This window comes from Serratia sp. 22264, from assembly GCF_052045345.1.
Taxonomy (GTDB): domain Bacteria; phylum Pseudomonadota; class Gammaproteobacteria; order Enterobacterales; family Enterobacteriaceae; genus Serratia; species Serratia plymuthica.
The window spans coordinates 36,740-56,363 of sequence record NZ_JBQEOY010000009.1 but is presented as its reverse complement, the minus strand read 5'-3'; the positions used below and the strand labels follow the sequence as shown (position 1 = coordinate 56,363).

General features: G+C 57.8%; 15 protein-coding genes, 1 tRNA gene and 1 other RNA gene. 3 read left to right on the top strand and 14 right to left on the bottom strand.

Annotation, left to right across the window (positions count from 1 at the left end; translation table 11 throughout):
- Window positions 1–517 precede the first annotated feature (517 nt).
- The 9 genes from ACTJJ1_RS23010 to ACTJJ1_RS22970 all read right to left on the bottom strand — a co-directional run bounded on the left by ACTJJ1_RS23010 (window position 518) and on the right by ACTJJ1_RS22970 (window position 9,725).
- On the bottom strand, window positions 518–2,209 hold the full coding sequence (locus ACTJJ1_RS23010; protein WP_440835502.1) for a glycosyl hydrolase family 18 protein: 1,692 nt from the start codon (window positions 2,207–2,209) through the stop codon (window positions 518–520).
- A 393-nt stretch (window positions 2,210–2,602) separates the two neighbouring features.
- A non-coding RNA gene (locus ACTJJ1_RS23005) (RtT sRNA) lies at window positions 2,603–2,731 on the bottom strand.
- Between the two features lie 34 nt (window positions 2,732–2,765).
- Window positions 2,766–2,842 (bottom strand) — tRNA-Pro (locus ACTJJ1_RS23000).
- Between the two features lie 119 nt (window positions 2,843–2,961).
- Window positions 2,962–4,293 carry an MFS transporter gene (locus tag ACTJJ1_RS22995; RefSeq protein ID WP_004950809.1) on the bottom strand — a complete coding sequence of 444 codons (1,332 nt, stop codon included), beginning with the start codon at window positions 4,291–4,293 and terminating at the stop codon, window positions 2,962–2,964.
- Window positions 4,294–4,387: 94 nt separating this feature from the next.
- The gene (gene uhpB, locus ACTJJ1_RS22990; protein ID WP_006322972.1) at window positions 4,388–5,929 is read right to left on the bottom strand and encodes a signal transduction histidine-protein kinase/phosphatase UhpB; all 1,542 of its coding nucleotides are present in this window, start codon (window positions 5,927–5,929) and stop codon (window positions 4,388–4,390) included.
- Window positions 5,929–6,519, bottom strand: coding sequence for a transcriptional regulator UhpA (gene uhpA / locus ACTJJ1_RS22985; RefSeq protein WP_440835500.1), 591 nt, complete (start codon window positions 6,517–6,519; stop codon window positions 5,929–5,931). The genes uhpB and uhpA overlap by 1 nt, the downstream gene beginning before the upstream one ends.
- Window positions 6,520–6,758: 239 nt before the next feature.
- Window positions 6,759–8,453 (bottom strand): kdo(2)-lipid A phosphoethanolamine 7''-transferase, encoded by a 1,695-nt coding sequence (eptB, locus tag ACTJJ1_RS22980; protein WP_440835498.1) that lies wholly within the window; start codon window positions 8,451–8,453, stop codon window positions 6,759–6,761.
- A gap of 223 nt (window positions 8,454–8,676) precedes the next feature.
- The gene (locus ACTJJ1_RS22975) at window positions 8,677–9,102 is read right to left on the bottom strand and encodes an organic hydroperoxide resistance protein (protein WP_004950797.1); all 426 of its coding nucleotides are present in this window, start codon (window positions 9,100–9,102) and stop codon (window positions 8,677–8,679) included.
- 158 nt (window positions 9,103–9,260) lie between these two features.
- The gene (locus tag ACTJJ1_RS22970) at window positions 9,261–9,725 is read right to left on the bottom strand and encodes a MarR family winged helix-turn-helix transcriptional regulator (protein WP_004950795.1); all 465 of its coding nucleotides are present in this window, start codon (window positions 9,723–9,725) and stop codon (window positions 9,261–9,263) included.
- Window positions 9,726–9,835: 110 nt separating this feature from the next.
- On the opposite strand from ACTJJ1_RS22970, the gene ACTJJ1_RS22965 reads away from it, so the two are divergent.
- Window positions 9,836–10,435, top strand: coding sequence for an HD domain-containing protein (locus ACTJJ1_RS22965; protein ID WP_004950792.1), 600 nt, complete (start codon window positions 9,836–9,838; stop codon window positions 10,433–10,435).
- Between the two features lie 3 nt (window positions 10,436–10,438).
- Here the strand turns inward: ACTJJ1_RS22965 and ACTJJ1_RS22960 are convergent, their stop codons facing one another.
- The 4 genes from ACTJJ1_RS22960 to ACTJJ1_RS22945 form a co-directional block, all read right to left on the bottom strand.
- A complete protein-coding gene (locus tag ACTJJ1_RS22960) occupies window positions 10,439–11,833 on the bottom strand; it encodes a carbohydrate porin (protein WP_440835495.1) in 1,395 nt (464 codons plus the stop codon).
- Between the two features lie 128 nt (window positions 11,834–11,961).
- Window positions 11,962–13,365, bottom strand: a complete 1,404-nt coding sequence (locus ACTJJ1_RS22955; RefSeq protein ID WP_004950787.1) for a glycoside hydrolase family 1 protein — start codon at window positions 13,363–13,365, stop codon at window positions 11,962–11,964.
- A gap of 14 nt (window positions 13,366–13,379) precedes the next feature.
- On the bottom strand, window positions 13,380–15,251 hold the full coding sequence (gene bglF, locus ACTJJ1_RS22950) for a PTS beta-glucoside transporter subunit IIABC (RefSeq protein WP_325987375.1): 1,872 nt from the start codon (window positions 15,249–15,251) through the stop codon (window positions 13,380–13,382).
- 260 nt (window positions 15,252–15,511) lie between these two features.
- Window positions 15,512–16,270, bottom strand: coding sequence for an SDR family NAD(P)-dependent oxidoreductase (locus ACTJJ1_RS22945; protein WP_440835492.1), 759 nt, complete (start codon window positions 16,268–16,270; stop codon window positions 15,512–15,514).
- A gap of 114 nt (window positions 16,271–16,384) precedes the next feature.
- Here ACTJJ1_RS22945 and ACTJJ1_RS22940 point away from each other — a divergent pair, with 114 nt between their 5' ends.
- Both ACTJJ1_RS22940 and ACTJJ1_RS22935 read left to right on the top strand, forming a co-directional pair.
- Window positions 16,385–17,248 carry a LysR family transcriptional regulator gene (locus tag ACTJJ1_RS22940; protein ID WP_202291032.1) on the top strand — a complete coding sequence of 288 codons (864 nt, stop codon included), beginning with the start codon at window positions 16,385–16,387 and terminating at the stop codon, window positions 17,246–17,248.
- 92 nt (window positions 17,249–17,340) lie between these two features.
- Window positions 17,341–18,090 (top strand): NAD-dependent epimerase/dehydratase family protein, encoded by a 750-nt coding sequence (locus ACTJJ1_RS22935; protein ID WP_004950777.1) that lies wholly within the window; start codon window positions 17,341–17,343, stop codon window positions 18,088–18,090.
- Here ACTJJ1_RS22935 and ACTJJ1_RS22930 read toward each other — a convergent pair.
- Window positions 18,087–19,535 (bottom strand): alpha/beta hydrolase, encoded by a 1,449-nt coding sequence (locus ACTJJ1_RS22930; protein ID WP_440835489.1) that lies wholly within the window; start codon window positions 19,533–19,535, stop codon window positions 18,087–18,089. The two genes, ACTJJ1_RS22935 and ACTJJ1_RS22930, sit on opposite strands and share 4 nt — an antisense overlap.
- Between the last annotated feature and the right edge of the window lie 89 nt (window positions 19,536–19,624).

The window sequence follows — 19,624 nt, the reverse complement described above, 5'->3', positions numbered from 1 at the left end:
GAAGGCAGAAGGGATAATCGCACGTGAGAGGCCGGGGGAACGTACCCCGGCGGGGCGTCTGAGCGCGTGGAATTCACTCAAACAACTCTAGCTCTTACCCCTGAGACTACCAAATTGCCAACTGTTTGGGGTGTCGTCAATATAACCAGTGGGGATTTACGCAGACTGTGAGAAACAGCAAACAAACATAAAAAAAACCTTTTTTTAACAGTTACAGCATTAAAAATTATGCTATACGGTCATTTTTAGCTCGTTAGGCTGTTATGTTTAAAGTTATTGGCATTTAACTCCGAGAAAAAACTAAAAAAGTTTGTTGCTGAATGATGAATATCTGAACGGTTATTTTTGTTATCTGCGTTAAAAACAGGACGAAATGCTGATTCCTTACTCGAAAGGGTGAGGCGGAGTTGTCCTTTTTGAGCTCTATGGCACCACAAACTGTGCAGCGTAAAAAAACTTTCGTCTGTGAAAAAGCCGGGGGCGAAAGGATATCCCCCGGCGACGTGCTACAACCGAATTATTGCGCGCCGGCACTATTACCCAGGCTGGTATTCATATTGTTCAGAATATCCCCGTTGTCGGCGTCAATTTCCCAAGAGAACAATCCCCCCAACTGCTTATCCAGCACATACTTGCCTTTCGCCTGCACCGAGCGCGGATCGTCGAAGGTGATCAGGTCGCCGGTAGACGGCTTGAACACATAAGGCGCTTCTGCGGTGGCGTCATAGTTGTACTGCCATTCGCCACTCATAAACTCGTTGGCGATCTGACGGTAATCCACGATGCCATTTTCCCAGGTGCCTTTCACCGGCCCGGTGGCGGTACCGGTAAACGGATTGTTGTTCTGGTAACCGCTCACGCCGGTCCAGCCACGGCCGTACTTGGCCGCACCCACCACAATTTTTCCCGGCTTCACGCCCTGTGCCAGCAACGCATTGACGCCGTTAACCGTGGTATAAGCCGTGTCCGGTTTCCAGGCCGGCGCTTTCAGCGCGGTCTGGTGGCCCAGATTTTTCAGATCAAAAGCGCCATAGAAGTCGTAGCTCATCAGGAAGATGTGGTCCATCGAGTTCTGCGCGGTGTTGTAATCCACTTTGTCGATCTTGTCCTTACCGGCGCTGATGGCGGAGGTCAGCTCATACTTGCGGCCGGTTTCCGCCGAAAGCTGATCCAGCATGGCACGCAGATCTTTCATCAACTGCACATAGGTCGCCCCGTCCTGCGCGCTGCCCAGTTTCGGGTTAGCGCCCTGCCCGCCCGGGAATTCCCAGTCGATATCCACCCCGTCAAAGAACTTCCAGGTCTGCAGGAACTCTTTCACCGAACCGACGAAGCGATCGCGCTTCACCTTATCGCCCATAAAGAAGAACGGGTCGGACAGTGTCCAGCCGCCGATAGACGGCAGGATTTTCAGATCGGGACGCGCCTGTTTGAGCGCCATCAACTGACCGAAGTTGCCTTTGTAGGGGTCATCCCAGGCGGTAACGCCCTTTTGCCCTTTCTGCAGCGCGGCGAACGGATCGTGGATCGACACCTTGAAGTCTTCACGGCCCTGGCAGGAACGTTGCAGCGCCTGGAAACTGCCTTCGATCTCTTTGAGACTGTCGTTAATGCCGTCACCGCCGCAGACCGGGATAAAGCCGTACAGCAGGTGCGTCAGGTTCTGCGCCGGAATTTTATCGACGGTGAAGTTACGGTTATAAACGCCCCATTCAACGAAATAAGAACCGACGACTTTGCCGGAATCTTGTTTATAAGGTTTATTTTTTTCCAGTAACGGTTCTTTTAACGGCGCTAAATGGCTGCCGTCGGTATCCGCCACCACAATTTCTGTCGCGTCGCTGGCGGTGCAGCCCTCGGCATTACATAATGCCACCTGCATTTGATAACGGCCGCCCTTACTCACCTTAAAGTTTGCCGTGCCCGAAGCGCCGGTTGAGGCACCGCTCCAGGCTTCCTTGCCGTTTAATAACACTTTTGCCGTGGTGCCGGTATCGCCATTCCATAAATTCCATGAAACGGAAACATCCGCGGCAGTTTTTACTTTCACCAGATTATTATAAGCCGTCGCCGCCTGATCAACCTCGACAATGGCGAACTTGGTATTGCCCCAGGCCAGCGTGGGCTTGCCCGGCGTAGCGGCCTGCGCCGCAGAACACAGCGTGCTGCCGATCAGCAACGCCAACAACGGTTTATTAAATTTGCGCATAACTGATTCCTTTATTCCGAGAGGATAAACGTAAAAGAGTTAATGACGGCCGCCTATTGCCGGAGCAAAATAATTCCGCAATAATCCTGGCCGATTAAAGTAAAAAAATATTAAATATCTTGCCACACAACAGGAATTAATTAATCCCGCTGTATGTACTCAGACTATAGATAAAACCGCCGACAATACAATAGCGCTATCAACCGGGTTTTATTGGGCAACGGTGAATTTATTTAAATATGAATAAAGGGAATAGGTAGAAATAAGGAGAGTGAATTAATTAGTGAGAAAGGATAAATGTTTTTCATCGGGATACGTGAGTTCTGGACGCTGGGGGCAAAACACAAACTCCAGGCGAAAAAAAACCTGCTTGAAAAGCAGGTTTCTTAAATGTGGTCGGCGAGAGAGGATTACGCGCATCTTTGATGCTTGCCCTGCGGGCCGTTGCTAAAGCAACGTGGTCTCGCTGCGCTCGGCTCAAACCTCCTTCGGAGGTTCTCATCCTCATAAACTCCAGGCGAAAAAAAACCTGCTTGAAAAGCAGGTTTCTTAAATGTGGTCGGCGAGAGAGGATTCGAACCTCCGACCCACTGGTCCCAAACCAGTTGCGCTACCAAGCTGCGCTACTCGCCGATGGGGGCGCATGTTACTGCCGGTCATCATAGGCGTCAATGACTTTTTCAACCGCGCCCGTCAAGTGGCGATAAAAACGGCATAAAGCGCTGCACCAGAGCCTGTGCAGCGCTTTTGCGTTATGCCTTGGCGGTATTCAGCGCCGGCGACTGGGCGCGCAGGAACGGCAACAGGAACAGCGCGGACAGGCAGGCGGCGATGGAAATCACCACGAAGAAACCGTTCCAGTGCCAGATTTCCATCACCCGAGCGATCGGATAACCGGACAGCGCTGCGCCAAGGTAAGCGAACAGACCGACAAAACCGGTCGCCGCACCGGCGGCATCCTTGTGCGAACATTCCGCCGCCGCCATGCCGATCAGCATCTGCGGGCCAAAGATGAAGAAACCGATGGCAAAGAAGCAGGCAGCCTGCAACAGGAAAGTGACGCCCGGCATGATCCACAGCGCCGCAACCGACAGGAAAATACCGATGGCGAAGATCAGGTTCATCGGCCCGCGATTGCCGCGGAACAGCTTGTCAGAGCCCCACCCCGCCACCAGCGAGCCGATAAATCCGCCCACTTCGAACAGCGAGATCGCCGAGTTGGCGGTCATCAGCGTATAACCTTTTTCCTGCGTCAGGTACAGGTTGCCCCAGTCGTTGATCGCGGTACGCACGATGTACACCAGCACGTAAGACACTGCCAGCAGCCAGATGTACTTGTTGGTCAGCACATAGCGCTTGATGATTTCCCGGTTGGTCAGACCCTGGCCTTCCGATTCCTGCACCAGCTCCATGGCGTCGTTGCGCCATTTGCCGACGCTCGGCAGGCCCATGGTGGACGGCTTGTCACGCAGGCGCCAGCACATCAGCAGGCCCAGCGCCACACCGATGATGCCCGGAATGATCATGCCGTAGCGCCAGCTGAAGTGCAGCGAGATAAAGCCGACCAGCAGCGGGATCAGCGCGCCGCCAAAGTTGTGCGAGGTGTTCCAGATAGCCCACCAACTGCCGCGCTCGGAGCGCGAGTACCAACTGGTGAGGATTTTGGAGCATGGCGGCCAGCCCCAGCCCTGGAAGAAGGCATTGAGGATCCACAACGTGCCCAGCATCATCAGCGAAGAGCTGAGGCCGAAGAAGATGTTGAGTATCCCGGTCATGATCAGGCCCAGGCCCATGAAATAGCGCGGGTTGGAGCGATCGCTGATCATACCGGAGATAAACTTCGAACAGCCGTAGGTGATGTAAAACAGCGTGCCGAGGATGCCGACATCGGACATCGTCAGGCCAAGATCGCTCAGCATTGCCGGCATGATGAAGTTGAAGCTTTTGCGCGTGAAGTAAAACGCGGCATAGCCGATGTACATCGTCCACATCAGTTGGATACGCCAATATTTATAGCTGGCATCGATCTGTTTTTGATCGGTGACCTGCGGCACATCCTGGCGGCTTTTAAGGAAAGACCACATGTGAAACCTCAGAAGAAGGGGAAAGTGCCGCTATCATGCTGCGCGCGCGTGCGAATGGCTTACGCCGGATTCCCGACGCGGCTAGGAGTATTTCCTAGTTTTGCCCCTCTGTCAGTGAAACTGTGGGTAAGATCACATTCAAACAGGTGCCCTGTTCTGACGTCAGCCGCAGCCGGCCACCCAGCGCGCTGATGCGCTCCTGCATGCCGCGCAGACCATAGCCCGGCTCGTGGCTGGCCAGATCGATACCCACGCCGTTATCGCGGATGGTCAGCAGGATTTGCGGCGGCCGCCCTTTGCGACGACGAAGACGCGCATCCAGCTCAATCCGGCTGGCGGCCGCGTGGCGGCAGACGTTGGTCACCCCCTCCTGGCACACCCGATACAGCGTGATCTTCAGCGTCTCGTCCAGCAACTCATCCGGCACCTGCCACTGCATCACGCTCACCAGCGAAGCATCCTGCGGCAGCGATTCACGCAGCATCGCCGCCACCGCCGCCGACAACGGCAGGTTATTCAACGCCGCTGGCCACAATTGGGTCAGCACGTCATGCACGCCGTCATAGACCCGCAGCGCCAGCGTATCTATGACTTCGGCGCAGCCAATCACCTGCGGCTGCGGCGCCAGGCGTTTAACGATACTGGCCTGGGTGCGGATGACGGTGATGGTCTGGCCGACCTCGTCGTGCAGCTCTCGCGCCACCTCACGCCGGGTCTGTTCCTCTGCGGTGACCAGCGCGCGCGCCAGTTGACGGTTTTCCGTCAGCCGCAACCGCAGTTGCTGGTTCAGTTCGCGCTGGCGCTGGATGCCCGCACCGAGCAACAGGCCGGTCAGGCTCTGAGCCAGCAGCGACAGCAGCAGATCGCGGTGTGATTCCGGTTGCGGCGGCTCGTTGGCCACCAGCACAACGCCGTTGAGCAGCGTCGCCAGCAGCGCGCCCTGCCAGCCATAACGGTAGGACATAAAGACAATCGGAATAGCCAGGCAGAACGGCGCGAAACGGCGCAGCTCGGCGGCGTTCACCTGCTGCTGCAACCAGATGCTGAGCGCAAACAGCAGCAGATAGCTGGCCAGATGGCGCAAACGCAGCGTCACCGGTTTATGGATCAGGCCCGGCTCGAGCGGCACCCAGATTTGTCGCGCCAGATAATGCCACAGCAGCAGGCAGGTCGGCGCAATGGTGAAACCGCCCGCCAGGCCAAGCAGCAGCGCACGCGCGCCCTCACCGTTCACCAGTTGCCACACCATGGCCTGCAACAAGGCCGCCGCCGCCACCACCGCGCCCTGCAGCAGCGGCCATTGCCATTCACTGTCGCTTTGCTGATGGCGCAACAACCAGGGGGAAGCCAGCAGGCTGAGCAGCACCGTCAGCGCCAGCACCACAACCGAAGCCCACAGCGCCGGGCCATAGCCGAACTGATCCGCCAGCAGCACCATCAGCAGCAGATCGGCCAGCAAAATCCCTGGCCAGAAACGGTAAGGGCTTTGCAGCAAAATGCCCATCCGCAGACCAAACGGGAACAGCAACAGCGCCTGCCACGGCGGGTCGATCAGCGCCGTACCTATGCCCCACAGGCAAAAGGCGCTGGTGGCATAGATAAAGAACAGCGCCAATTGGGTGATCAGGCGTTGCATCACAGATTCAGCATCCGCTTGGCCAGCTCGACGTTGTTATTGATGCCCAGCTTGGCGAACAAATTGGCGCGATGCACGTGCACCGTTTTCGGCGACAACCCCAGCACAACGGCGATCTCCCGCACTTCCTGCCCCTGCGCCAGCAGCAGCGCGATTTCGCGTTCGCGGCGGGTAAGCGGATCGACCTTCACCCGCGCCAACTGTTGGGCGATTTCCGGCATCAGATACACGCCACCGCTGGCGACGGTGCGCACTGCGGTGATCAAATCCTCCGGCTTGCAGCGCTTGGACAAAAAACCGCAGGCGCCGCGCTCCAATGCCAGCTCCACCAGCGCCGGATTGTCATGCATCGACAGCATCACAACCCGGATCCCTGAGGGAATGTCCGCCAGCAGGTCCAATCCGCTGCCGTCCGGCATCGAAATGTCGCAGATGCAGATGTCCGCCTCCAGGCCCGGCAAGCCGGCGCGCGCCTGAGCCGCGCTGCTGAACTCCCCGACCACCTGAATATCCGCCTCCAGCGACAGCAGTTGTACAAAGCCCGATCGCACAATGTCATGATCGTCAATAAACGCCACGCGCAGGGTCATGGAAATCTCCGGTCCGAGGGGGAAAGTGCGCAAGTATACCGCAAGCCTGAGCCGGATGAATTGAAGAGGGGGACATGTATCCCCAAATAATTGGAGTTGCATCAAGGCGGCAAGACCGTTCATCCCCAGGAGCTTAGTAAACTACGTGACTGGGGTACACGGGCACAGCCAACACAGATGCAGCTTCAAGTATGATGGGGATATTAACGCCGGGCGCAGCCGCGCCCGGCATGGAGATGTTACAGCGGGGTCGCCGCCGCTTTTTCCTGCGGGATGTTGCACCAGTTGTTTTTATCCACGATGCCGCCATCCGGCGAGGTGTAACCGAGGCAACCGAGAATGGTATCAAACAGCTCGACGTGACGGTGGGTCTTGCCGATACGCTGCTGCGCCTGCAGTTGCTCAAACGCGCTGCGGTGCTGCGGGTCTTCCAGGAACTTGTCGGAGGTCCATACCATCATCGGCACGCGGAATTGCTCCGGCGGCGCCATTTCGCGCGGCGTGCCGTGCAGGTGTGAATTCTCGCCTATCGACTCGCCGTGATCGGACGAATAGAACACAATCGCCTTCTTATCGCGCACCTGGTCGATCACATTGGTGATAAAGCTGTCGGTATACAGCACCGAGTTATCGAAGGCGTTAACCAGCTGATCTTTGGAACAGAAGTCGTCAACGCCGATGCACTCCGGCTGATAGCGCGCGTAGCTGCGCGGATAACGCTGCGAATAGAGATAATGCGAGCCTTTGGTGTGCAAGATCACCATATGCTTGCCTTTCGGGTAACGCGACAGCGACTCTTTCATTTCGTCCACCAGCAGCATGTCGTCGACCGATTTGCCGTCGTTGCGTTTCTCGGAGGCGATCATCTCGCGGAACGAATAGTTGTCCACTTCGGTATTGTTGTAGAACCAGACCTCGCTCTGCATGGCGAACAGCTCGGAGGTGAAGCCCAGGTTTTTCAGCACCGCAAACACGTTTTGTTCTTTCAGCGTGCGCTGCGGGTTGTCCGACGTGCCGCCTTCGCGCACGAACATGCAACGCAGCGACAGCTTGGTCGCGGTATCGCAGGATTCACCGCGGAACGCCACCAGGTTTTTCTCCTGCGACAGCCTTGGCGTGGTATCACGGTCATAGCCGAGAATGCCCATGTGATCCCAACGCGTGGTCTCACCAATGATGAACACCACGTAGGTGTCATCGATATCCGCCGGCGGCACATAGGTAAAATTCTTGGCCGGATCGAACAAATTGGCCTGATCCAGGCTTTCGTCGTAGCGGGTATAGGCAAACAGCCCCAGCGCCGAGATCCAGTTGGATGGCAGGTAGGAATGCGCCACCACGCCGCCGTAGCTTGGCAGATCGACGTTAGTGATTTTTTCCTGTGCGCTTTGCTCTTTGTCCAGCATGCGCAGCGGCAGCCAGACCAACGCCACCACCGCCACCAGCACCATCAGCGGTTTCACCCGGTGCCCGGGAGTTTTCAGCTGTTCGATCAGCGTGTAGCGCAGGTTGTTTTTCCAGATGCACAGCAGCGGCAATGCGCTGAGCACCGCCATCCACAGGACGAAATGCATCCCGACCACTTCTTTCGACAGGTCGATATCCGTGGTCATCACCGAGACGACGATGCCGTAGCCAATCACCACGTTGAAGAACGTCATGTAATAGCTGGCGGCAACGGAAATCAGCACCAATAGCGAAGCGATGATGCGGTAAAACAGCCGGCCGCCCAGCGATATCAGCCGCATGACGAAGAAGGTGAACAGAACGATAGCGATAACTTCAGTGACCGCAGAGATAACCTTAATGCCCTGAATACCGTGCGAAAACGAATCAAAACGACGATAAAAAACGGAAAGGTTCAAAAAGATGCCGATATAAATCGCTAACAATAACGATAAATTCTGCTGTGATAGCGATTTAACTTTGTTCATGTAACGCGGTGGCTCCGGAGCTTTAACAGTTCTGAATCAGTCAGACATTGGATGCGGCTGCAGGTTCAGCCGATCGGCAATAAGCGCTATTTTGGGGGTAATAATCAAGTGAATTCTCAAAAAGCAGGCATTTTTTGCCGTTTTTTGTGATGACGATAAATGCGGGGCAGAAGGGAAAATGGAGAGTTTCCTCTCCATTTTTTCCGTGGTGTCGGCGAAAACGTTATTTAACGTTAAGAGTTACATCAATATTGCCGCGGGTGGCGTTGGAATATGGGCACACCACATGGGCTTTTTTCACCAGGTCTTCGGCTACGCTGCGTTCAATGCCCGGCAGGGTGATATCCAGTTGCACTTCGATGCCGAACCCGTTGGGGATTTCACCGATACCGACGGTACCGTCGATTTTGGCCTCGGCCGGGATCTTCACTTTTTCTTTCGCCGCGACAAACTTCAGCGCGCCAAGGAAGCAGGCCGAATAACCGGCGGCAAACAGCTGTTCCGGGTTGGTGACTTCACCGCCCGCGCCGCCCATTTCTTTCGGCACGCCCAGTTTCACATCCAGCACGCCATCGGATGAGGTCGCACGACCATCGCGGCCACCGGTGGCGGTTGCATGAGCGCGGTAAACAACTTTTTCAATGGACATAAATCGTTCCTTATTTCTGGGTTGGAGGTATGACATCGGCTTCAGTAGGCTGAACGCCGTCACTGCTCTATCTTTCACGATTAAATCGTACACTACTTATATTGTGCGCTTAACTCAGTGTAGTGCACGATCGGCGATCGTGCTTCTGGCACTGGCCATCAAATCTGGTCGATCAGCTTGCCGCGCAGCTTTTCCAACTGCTGCTTGATATTCACTATTTCATCGAGGCTGCAATCGGTGGCGCACATCACCGCTTCCGGCACCGCCTGCGCTTTTTCACGCAGCGCGCGGCCGTTTTCGGTTAAGGCGATGATCACCTGCCGCTCATCGGTCGTGGCGCGGTAGCGCACCAGCAGACCGGCGGTCTCGAGCCTCTTCAGCAGCGGCGTCAGGGTGGCGGAATCGAGAAACAGCCGTTCGCCGATGTCCGAGACCGTAATTTCATCCCGCTCCCACAGCACCAGCATCACCAGGTATTGCGGATAGGTGAGTTCGAGTTGGCTCAGCAGTTTACGATACACCTTGTTCAACGCCAGGTTGGCGGAGTACAGGGCAAAACACATCTGCTGGTCGAGCAGCAGCAGGTTTTTCGCAGTGGGTTGTTCGGTGTCTTTGGTTTTCATGAGCTAAATATAGATAGTGCGCGATGCAATCGCAAACTATTTTTTTCGCGATGTGCTACATTTTTAATGCAGGGGATGCCACAGCAGGGTGCTGTGCGGAGGGAAAGGATATGACAACCACACTGGTAGAACGTGCGCGCCGTTACGCCACCAAAGCGCATGCGGCGATCGATCAGCGCCGCAAATACACCAATGACCCCTACATTGTTCACCCGCAGGCGGTGATGGAAATCGTCAGCAGCGTACCGCATAGCGAAGCGATGCTGGCCGCCGCCTGGCTGCATGACACGGTGGAAGACACGCCGACCACCCTCGGGGATATCGCAAGCCATTTTGGGCCGCAGGTCGCTGAACTGGTGGGCATGCTGACCAACGTCAGCGGCACCGGCGGCGGCAACCGCTTTGAACGCAAAAACCGCGATCGGCGGCACAGTGCCGGCGCCTCGCCGCAGGCTAAAACCATCAAACTGGCGGACCTGATCGACAACACCCGTTCGCTGCTGGAATACGACAGCCACTTTGCCCGAACCTATCTGATTGAAAAACAGCGGCTGCTGGAAGTGCTGACCGAAGGCGACCCGACGCTGTGGCGACAGGCCAGCCATATCGTCGAACAAGGACTGACCCGGCTCCAGTTACCGCCGCATAACGTCCCGGCAAGCTGGTTCGAACATGCGCGCCAGCGTTACCGGGAAAGCGATGCGGCGTAGCCGTCAGAACGTCACCACCGTTTTCAACGCCGTCACCCAGGCGTCCTGCGTTTCGCTGACGCCCGCCGGGTGATGCCAGTATTGCAGACCCGGCTGCAACTGTAACCAAGGGGTGACGTTGAAGCGATAGAACAGCTCCGCCGTCACCGAATGCCCCGGCACCGGGCGATAGTTGGGATCCTGATAATCGGTAACCTGGTTGATTTGATTCATATAACGCTGATTATCCCGATAATGATCGCTCAGCTTGACCATAGATACCCCCAGCCCCAGCCAGTCGTCCGGCCGCGCGTCGAACAGGCCGTGGTAGCGAATGCCGGTCGAGGTGGAATAGTGCATATAGTTGGTGCGCTGATCCGCCAGCCCCAAGCTGTAGAACAGGCTCAAACCCCGGCTGGCGTCATCACGGTGGCGCGTCACCTGCTGGTTGAAACCGCTGTACAGGAACCAGGTACGGTTATGGTTGCGATACCCGTTCGGATCGGTCGCGCCCGCCCCACCGGAAACCCCTTCATACAGATCCTGCTGCCTGGCGTTGGTGAACAGGACACCGATGTTGTACACCCCCGGCAACTGATTGACCGCATTGGTTTTCAGCTCCAGTTCCATCGGCAGTAAAAAGCCCTTGCTGCCCTTGGTGGTGGTACTCCAGGCATGGCCGCGGCTCGTGGCGTTCGGGTTCTGCTCCATCACGCCGGTTTTGAACGTCAGCCCGTCGGTCAGTTTGTATTGCAGGGTGGTGCCCCAGTAGTGCACGTTCCAGTTATACCAGGTCAGCGAGTTGGCGGACTTGCCGCCGCACAGCGCCAGCGTCTGGAAATCGCAGGGAATGATCTGATCGAAATCCTGCACCTTGTTCATCATGCCGATGCGCCACTGCAACCGGCGATCGAGAAAACTGCGGCTGAAGGTCAGCCAGCCCAGCCGGGTGATCGACTGGCCGCCATAACTTTCCTGCGACAGATCGGTCGGATTGGCGCGCGGATCCTGCAAACGATCGCGCGTCAGGTTATTGTCGTGGTTGCGGTTGACGATATTGCCCTCAATGGCCGCGTCCGGGATGCCGGTCAGCGTCTGCAAATCCTGACTGAAGGTCAACGAGAACTGATCGATATACGAAGCCTGCTTATCCTGGTTATACCCGCCGCCGGCGTTATACGACAGCTGGCTGAGATAGCCGAGGTTATAGTGGAAGCCGCTCTCTTCGAGGATAGGTCTGATCCCCAGCATATCGCCCAGCAACCCCGGCGAAGGCGGTTCGAAACCGAGCGCCACGCCATCCCATTGGGCGGTTGGCGCTTCGACGTCTTTGCCGGTTTGCAGCGTTTCCGCCTGCACGCCGCTGCAAAACAGCAGCAGTGCCGCGAGTGTCCCGGTGTGAGGTAATGGATATTTCATTATTATATTTCTCCGCATATAAAACGCTGACTGCGGGCAACAGCATTCCCTGGGCGAGAATTCCCCATAATTGGCAGCAGTGAGTAAAGGTGATTGCCCGACGATTGCCGCCGGGCGGGCATTCAGATTTAGCCTTGGTCTTTCAGGCTGTTACCGTTGCTCTGGATCACATCGCGATACCAGTAGAAACTCTTTTTGCGGCGACGTTCCAGGCTGCCGTTGCCTGCATCGTCGCGATCGACATAAATAAAGCCGTAGCGCTTGGACATCTCGGCTTTAGAGGCGCTGACCAGATCGATCGGCCCCCAGCTGGTGTAACCCATCACCTCCACGCCGTCGTCAATCGCTTCCGCCACCTGCACCAGATGGTCATTGAGATAATTGATGCGATAGTCGTCGTTGATGCTGCCGTCGGCTTCAATGCGGTCCTTGGCGCCCAGCCCGTTCTCCACGATAAACAGCGGCTTTTGATAGCGGTCATACAGCACGTTGAGCAGGTAACGCAGCCCGATCGGGTCTATCTGCCAGCCCCACTCCGAGCTGGCCAGGTGTGGGTTCGGCACCATGTTGAGAATGTTGGCACGGGCGGTCTCGTTTTGCGCCTCGTCGGTGGTGACGCACCCGCTCATGTAGTAGCTGAATGAGATAAAATCGATGGTCTCGCGCAGCGCCTGTTGGTCTTCGGCGGTGATCTCGACCTGAATGCCGTTTTCACGGAAATAGCGTTTCATATAGGCCGGATAGCTACCGCGCGCCTGCACGTCGCCAAAGAACAGCCAGTCGCGGTTCTGGCGCTGGGTTTCCAGCAGGTCTTCCGGCCGGCAGCTCAGCGGATACAAAATACCGCCCAACAGCATGTTGCCGATTTTGCCTTCCGGTACAATCTCATGGCAGGCCTTCACCGCCTTGGCGCTGGCGACCAACTGATGGTGAATCGCCTGATAAATCTCACTCTTGCTGCTGCCCTCCGGCAGGCCGACGCCGGTAAAGGGCGCGTGCAGCGACATATTGATCTCATTGAAGGTCAGCCAGTGCTTCACCTTGTGCTTATAGCGTTCAAACACAGTACGCGCATAGCGCTCAAAGAAGCCGATGGTCTTGCGATTGCCCCAACCGCCGTACTTTTTCGCCAACCCGTACGGCATCTCATAGTGCGACAAAGTAATCAGTGGCTGAATGCCATACCTGGCCATTTCGTCAAACAGCCGATCGTAAAACGCCAGCCCGGCCTCGTTGGGGGTTTCCTCATCGCCCTGCGGGAAAATGCGCGTCCAGGCAATGGAGGTGCGCAGGCACTTGAAGCCCATTTCCGCGAACAGCGCGATGTCCTGCGGGTAACGATGGTAAAAGTCGATCGCCACGTCCTTGATGCCGCTGTCGCCGTCAACCCGTGGCGTCACCGCACCGAAAATGCCCTGCGGCTGCAGATCGGAAGTCGACAGCCCTTTACCTTCAGTCTGGTAAGCCCCTTCCACCTGATTTGCCGCCACTGCGCCGCCCCACAGAAAATGGTCTGGAAATTTGCTGCTCATCGCTTTCTCCTTGGTTAACGTAATAAAGTCAGCAGCGGCGCCTGTTCCTGCACCCTGCCCTGGCCGCCGGCCAATACGTCGACGTAGTCATCGCTGTTGCTGACAATGATCGGCGTGGTGGTATCAAAGCCGGCAGCGTGGATCGCCGCCTGGTCGAACTCAATCAGCAGATCGCCCGGCTTGACCCGATCTCCTTCTTGCACGTGGGCGGTGAAATGCAGCCCGTCGAGCTTGACGGTATCGATGCCGACGTGAATAAGGATTTCCGCCCCGTCCTCCGACTCAATGCCAATCGCGTGTTTGGTTTTAAACAATGACACTACGCGCCCCGCCACCGGCGACACTACCCGCCCTTGCAACGGGACGATCGCCACGCCCTTGCCAAGCAACCCGCTGGCGAAGGTGGCGTCGTTGACCTGTGCCAACGGCATCACCTCACCGGCGATCGGGCTGACGACAATCTCCTTGCGATTGAGCGATGCGACGGGCATCGGCTCCTGTGGTGCAGCCTCCTCTGCCGGCGCCACGCCGAACAGATAACTGGCTACCGCAGCGAAACAGAACGACAACAGGGTGCCGCCAATCGCCCCCCATACCGTGGCATCGAAGCCGCCGGCGGGAATAATCTGCGCAAAGGTGAAGACGCTCACCAGACCGAAAGAGTATGTGGCGGTATGGAAATAGCCGATCACCGCGCCGCCGAGCGCACCGCCGATGCAACCAAAGATAAAGGGCCGTTTATTCGGCAAGGTCACGCCGTAGACCGCAGGCTCGGTAATGCCAAACACCCCTGCGCCGATGGCGGACCCAGCCAGCGCCCGCAGTTTGGCGTCACGGGTACGCAGCATTACGCCCAGCGTGGCGCCCACCTGCCCCATCACCGCCGGCAACAGCAGCGGCACCATGGTGTCGCGGCCGAGCACGCTCAGGTTATTGATCATCAACGGCACCAGGCCCCAATGCAGGCCGAAGATCACGCACACCTGCCACATCGCCCCCATAAAGGCGCCGGCAACGATCGGGTTAAAGGCATAGATACTTTGATAACCGTTGGCCAGCAGGTGGCTGAGCCAGGTTGCCGCCGGGCCGATCAGCAAAAAGGTCAGCGGCACGGTGATTGCCAGGCACAGCAGCGGTGTAATGAAGTTACGCAGCGCGCTGTGGATCACCCGGTTAAACAACGGCTCCAGCCGGCAGGAGACCCAGGCTGCGAAAATAATCGGGATCACCGACGAGCTGTAATTGATGAAGGTCATCGGGATGCCGAGGAAATACTCGCGCACTGCGCCTGGCTGCTGCGCGGCTTCAAACGCCGCCATCATCAGCGGGTGGGTCAGCGCGCCGCCGATCGCCATGGTAACGAACGGATTGCCGCCGAACTTTTTCCCGGCGGTATAGCCCAGCATGATCGGCAGGAAGTAGAACAGCGAGTCGCTGGCGGCAAACAACATTTTATAGGTACCGCCCTCCCCCGACAGCCAGTTGCAGGCCAGGCTCAGCGCCAGAAAACCTTTCAGGATCCCCGAAGCGGCCATTACCCCCAGCAGCGGGGTAAAGATGCCCGACACCACGTCGATAAAACGGCTGAACAGGTTTTCCTTCTTGCCATCATCCCCGTCACTCGCAGCAGCGCCGTCACCCAGGCCGGCGACCTGATTGACTGCGTTATAGACTTCCGCCACATGGTTGCCTACCACCACCTGGAACTGCCCGCCGCTCTCCACCACCATGATGACGCCGGGGTTTGCTTTCAACGCCGCAGCATCGGCGCGCTGACGATCACGCAGCTTAAAACGCAAGCGAGTGGCGCAATGCACCAGGCTTTTCACGTTGTCGCGGCCACCGACGCCGGCCAAAATCTCACTGGCTAATGTGTCATATTTCATAGCGTTATCCTTACAATCGATGTTCTGCCGCTCCTGCGCAGCGATGGCCAATCGCCGTGACGGAATTCAGCGCAAAAAAAAACCTAAACCTCATGGCCTCTGATCCCAATAAGGACAGAAGCACGAGGTTTAGGTTTTGCCTGCCGGAGCAGTGACAACCCTAAAGCGGCTGAGTTATGACGTTAACATCCGGCTTTTTGCCGAGGCAAGACCTTGCAGCGGCAAAATACCTGAACTGTGATCCGCAGTACAAAACGGCCTCAGTGGGCGAAATAGTGCATGCCGCCGTCTACCGGGATCACGGCGCCGGTGATATAGCGCGCCAGCGGGGAACAAAGAAACGCCGCCAGGTAAGCCATGTCCTCCGGCTCGCCAAAGTAGCCGATCGGGATGTTTTGCTTGATGAACGCCTGGCGCGCGGCTTCGGTCGGATGCAGTTTTTCGCGCACCTGTTCGCTGTTAATCCGCCCGGGTTGCAGCGTATTGACGGTAATGCCCTGCGCCGCCAGCTCGCTTGCCAGCCCCTTGGCCCACAGGTGCAGTGCGCCCTTGGCGGCGGTGGCGGCATTCAGGCTGCGCGGTTCCATCGAGCCGCTGATGTTGATGATTCGCCCCCAGCCTTGCGCTTGCATGCCGGGCAACAGCGCGTGGGTCACCCGGCGGGCCGGCGTAAAGTTCAGGGCAAAGGCCTCTTCCCAACCGGCGTCACCTTCGCTCAACGCGGTCGGACGAGCGCCGCCGACCGCATTAATCAGGATATCAATCGTCCCGGCCAGGCGTGCCGCCTGCGCCAGCATGCTGTCGAGCGCCGCCGCGTCGGTGATGTCCGCCGCGATCGCATAGGGCCGCGTGCCGCCGCTTCGTTCAACCTCATCGGCCAGAGCCAACAAACGTTCCTCACGGCGGGCGGTCGCCACCACGGTGACCCCCTGCGCCGCCAGAACCCGAACCATACCGGCACCAATGCCTTCGCTGGCACCGGTGACCAGCGCGATACGATCCCGCAACTGCAAATACATAAGATATCCTAATTGAATAATTCAATTTAGCTGAAGAGATTACGGCATTGAATCACAACCCACTCTGTGTGAATATTCCATAAAATCGCGGCAATACTGTGCAGGAATTCACTGATGTTCGATTGGCAGGATTTAAAACACTTTGTGGTGCTGGCACGCACCGGTTCATTGTCGGCGGCAGCAAGGGAATTGGGCTGTGACCACGCGACGGTCGGCCGGCGGGTGGCGGCGCTGGAGAAGGCGCTCGGGCTGCGGCTGATCCTCCGATTGCCGCGCAGCACACCGCTGACCCCGGACGGCCAAAGGGTGGCCGGGCTGGCGGCAGAGATCGAAAATCAAAGTCACGCCATTGCTCGCCATGCCCGCAGCGCCGGTGAAACGCCGCAGGCCCAGGTGCGTATCAGCGCGCCGCCGTCGATCGCCGCACGGGTCATCGCACCCCATATCGCCGAGTTTCACCAGGCTTTTCCGCATATTACGCTGATACTCTCCGGCGAAGCCTCCATCGCCGAACTGGATCGCGGCGACGCCGAAGTGGCGGTGCGCATGGTGCGGCCACAGCAGCCGGATTTGCTGGTGCAGCGCATCGGCATGATGCGCTACAGGTTGTACGCTACTCCGCAGCACGCCGCCCTGCCGGAAGCGGCGCGGGCCTTTATCGCCTACGACCATCACTACAGCAACCAGCCGCACCAACAGTGGCTGCTGCAGCTGTTGCAAGGCCGCCCGGTGGTATTTCAGGCCAGCGATCTGTTCTCTCTGCAAGAAGCCGCCCGTTCGGGGCTGGGTGCGGTGGTATTGCCGACGTTTGTCGCTGATGACGACCCGGCGCTGGTTGCCTTGCCGACATCGATAGCGCCGCCAACGCGCGAGTTATGGCTGGTCACCTACCCCGATCTGGCGCGTTCCACCGCCATCCGCACGGTGATGACTTTCCTGAGCGATCTCATCGGAAAAAAATGCCCTCTGGCAACATAAAACATCAGGGCGGCTAATTGAATGCTGGACAAAAGTCACGCGGGGGATTATTACTGATCACCGCGTAATTTACTTTATGGACAGTTGCGATCATGACATTGCGTACTGAGTTTGGACGAATTTTGATTACCGGCGCGGGCGGGCGGGTCGCCACGGCATTCCGTCAATCGGTGGGCGATCGCTATCAACTGCGGCTGGCGGAAAGGGACATCAACTTGCTGACCGGCCTGCACCCCGGCGATGAAGTGATCAGCTTCGACATTGCCAATCTCGAAGCCTGCCGTGCGGCCTGCGCCAATATCGATACCGTGCTGCACCTGGCCGCCGACCCCTCCCCCGACGCCGATTTTTGCAACTCTTTGAAGGATAACAATATCCTCGGCACCTACAATATTTTCCGTGCGGCGAAAGACGCCGGCTGCAAACGCGTGGTATTCGCCAGCAGCGCGCAGGCTGTGGAAGGTTATCCGCTGGATTATCAGATACGGCCGGAAGACGCCCCCAAACCGAAAAACCTGTACGGCGTCAGCAAAGCGTTCGGCGAAGGCATCGCCGCCTATTTTGCCTATCAGGAAGGGCTTTCCGCGCTGTCGGTACGCATCGCCAACTTCACCACGCTCGAAGCCGGCGAGCAGCTAAGCGCCCGTGACATGAGCGCTTTTCTCAGCCACCGCGACGCCGCCGATCTGCTGGACCGCTGCGTCCGTATTGAAGGCGTGCACCATGCGGTGGTGCACGGCGTCTCCAACAACCGCTATAAGCGGCTGTCGCTGGAAGAGACCAGCCGCCTGCTCGGCTACTACCCGCAAGACGATGCGTTCAGCATTCTGGGCTTCGCCTAAAGTTTGTTGTCGATGCGCTGCAGCAGGTAGGGGAAGAACGGGTTGGAAGCGATACGCATCAACGAATCGAGATCGACCACCAACACCGACCGTTCGCCGCGCGCAGCGATAGTGCCCAGGCTAATGCCGAACTCATCGCGCTGCACCGGGAAACGCCCATACAGCGAATCGCTCACCGGGAACGGCAACGCCACATGCGACAGCGAATAAATATCCGCCGGGTAAGTCATCCCCAGCGGCTGCACGGTTTCCGTGGTTTCACCGGCGGCCGTTATGCGGGCAATCGCCTCACTGCTTTCCGGTGAAGCATTGGCGATTACCGTCGTCTGGTAACGGCGCGGGGGTGCGGGCAACAACTGGCTAACCGCCGCCGCCGCGTTTGGCCGCAGCAGCGGCCCGAAGTTGATTGTACGATTGACGTCAAACAGCACCAGTTCGCTGCCGTTCGCCGGCAATTCGTTGTATAAGGCACGGATCACCGCCCGGGTGCTGACGGTGGAATCCATCACCGACTGGAAGGTCAGCACCGGCGGCAATGCGCCCAGCTTGCCGTCACGCGCCGCACGGGCGATTTGCTGTTGCAGGCTATTGCTGAGCAGATAAGACTGGCGCGCACCATTCACCGGAAACGAGTTGTATTTAAACGGATTAAACTCCGGCAGCACCCCTAACCACGCCGCTTTGGCAAACGCCGGGAATACCGCCGGCCAACCGGCGATGCCGGCGAAACGGGCAAAGCTGGTGACGCCGATCATCGGCGAAATCAGAATCAGCCGCTGCGGTGCCGCCAGTTTCGGGTCTTCCAGCGCGTCCAGCGCATATTTCATCGCCAGCGCACCGCCGTTGGAAAAGCCCACGATATGCAGCGGCTTGTCGCCCCCGACTTTACTGCGTGCCTCGCGTACCGCCAACCGCGTCGCCGCCAGCCAATCGCGCCATTCGATATCGGTCAACGCACCCGGTACCGTACCGTGCGCCGGCAGGCGAATGCCGACGGCCACAAAACCGCGCTGCCGGTAGTTTTCGGCGATATGCCGCAGGCTGTAAGGGGAATCGGTCAGGCCGTGCAGCAACACCACCGCGCCACGCGGTTCGCCCTGCGGCAGCAGCTCATAGGAGCGGTTCCAGTCCTGAGCGAAATGCGGCGGATACACAGGGCTGCCGTCGAAATAGCGGTTAAGCGGAATGCGCTCGCTGGCGGAAAGCTTGTCGGTGACGTTGGCCTTCACCTCGTCGAACACCCGGTTTTCGGCGGCCAGGTACGCTTGCCAGTCAGCCTTATCCAACTCGGCGGCAGCCAACTCGTGCGGCACAAAAGTGTGCCACGGCTCCAACGCCGGGCCGCGTTGGGTGTCGTAAACCCGCACTGCAAGCAACGTGAATACAACCGTGACGACCACAACCGTCAGCCGTTTGATCCCTTTGATTATCGCCCTGGACGGCATGCTCACCCCTGAATTCACGGTTATCCAGCAGCGATTATAGGTGCTAAAAGGGCTTAGGGGCAGTCCGGCGTTCGCCAATCTCTACCGGC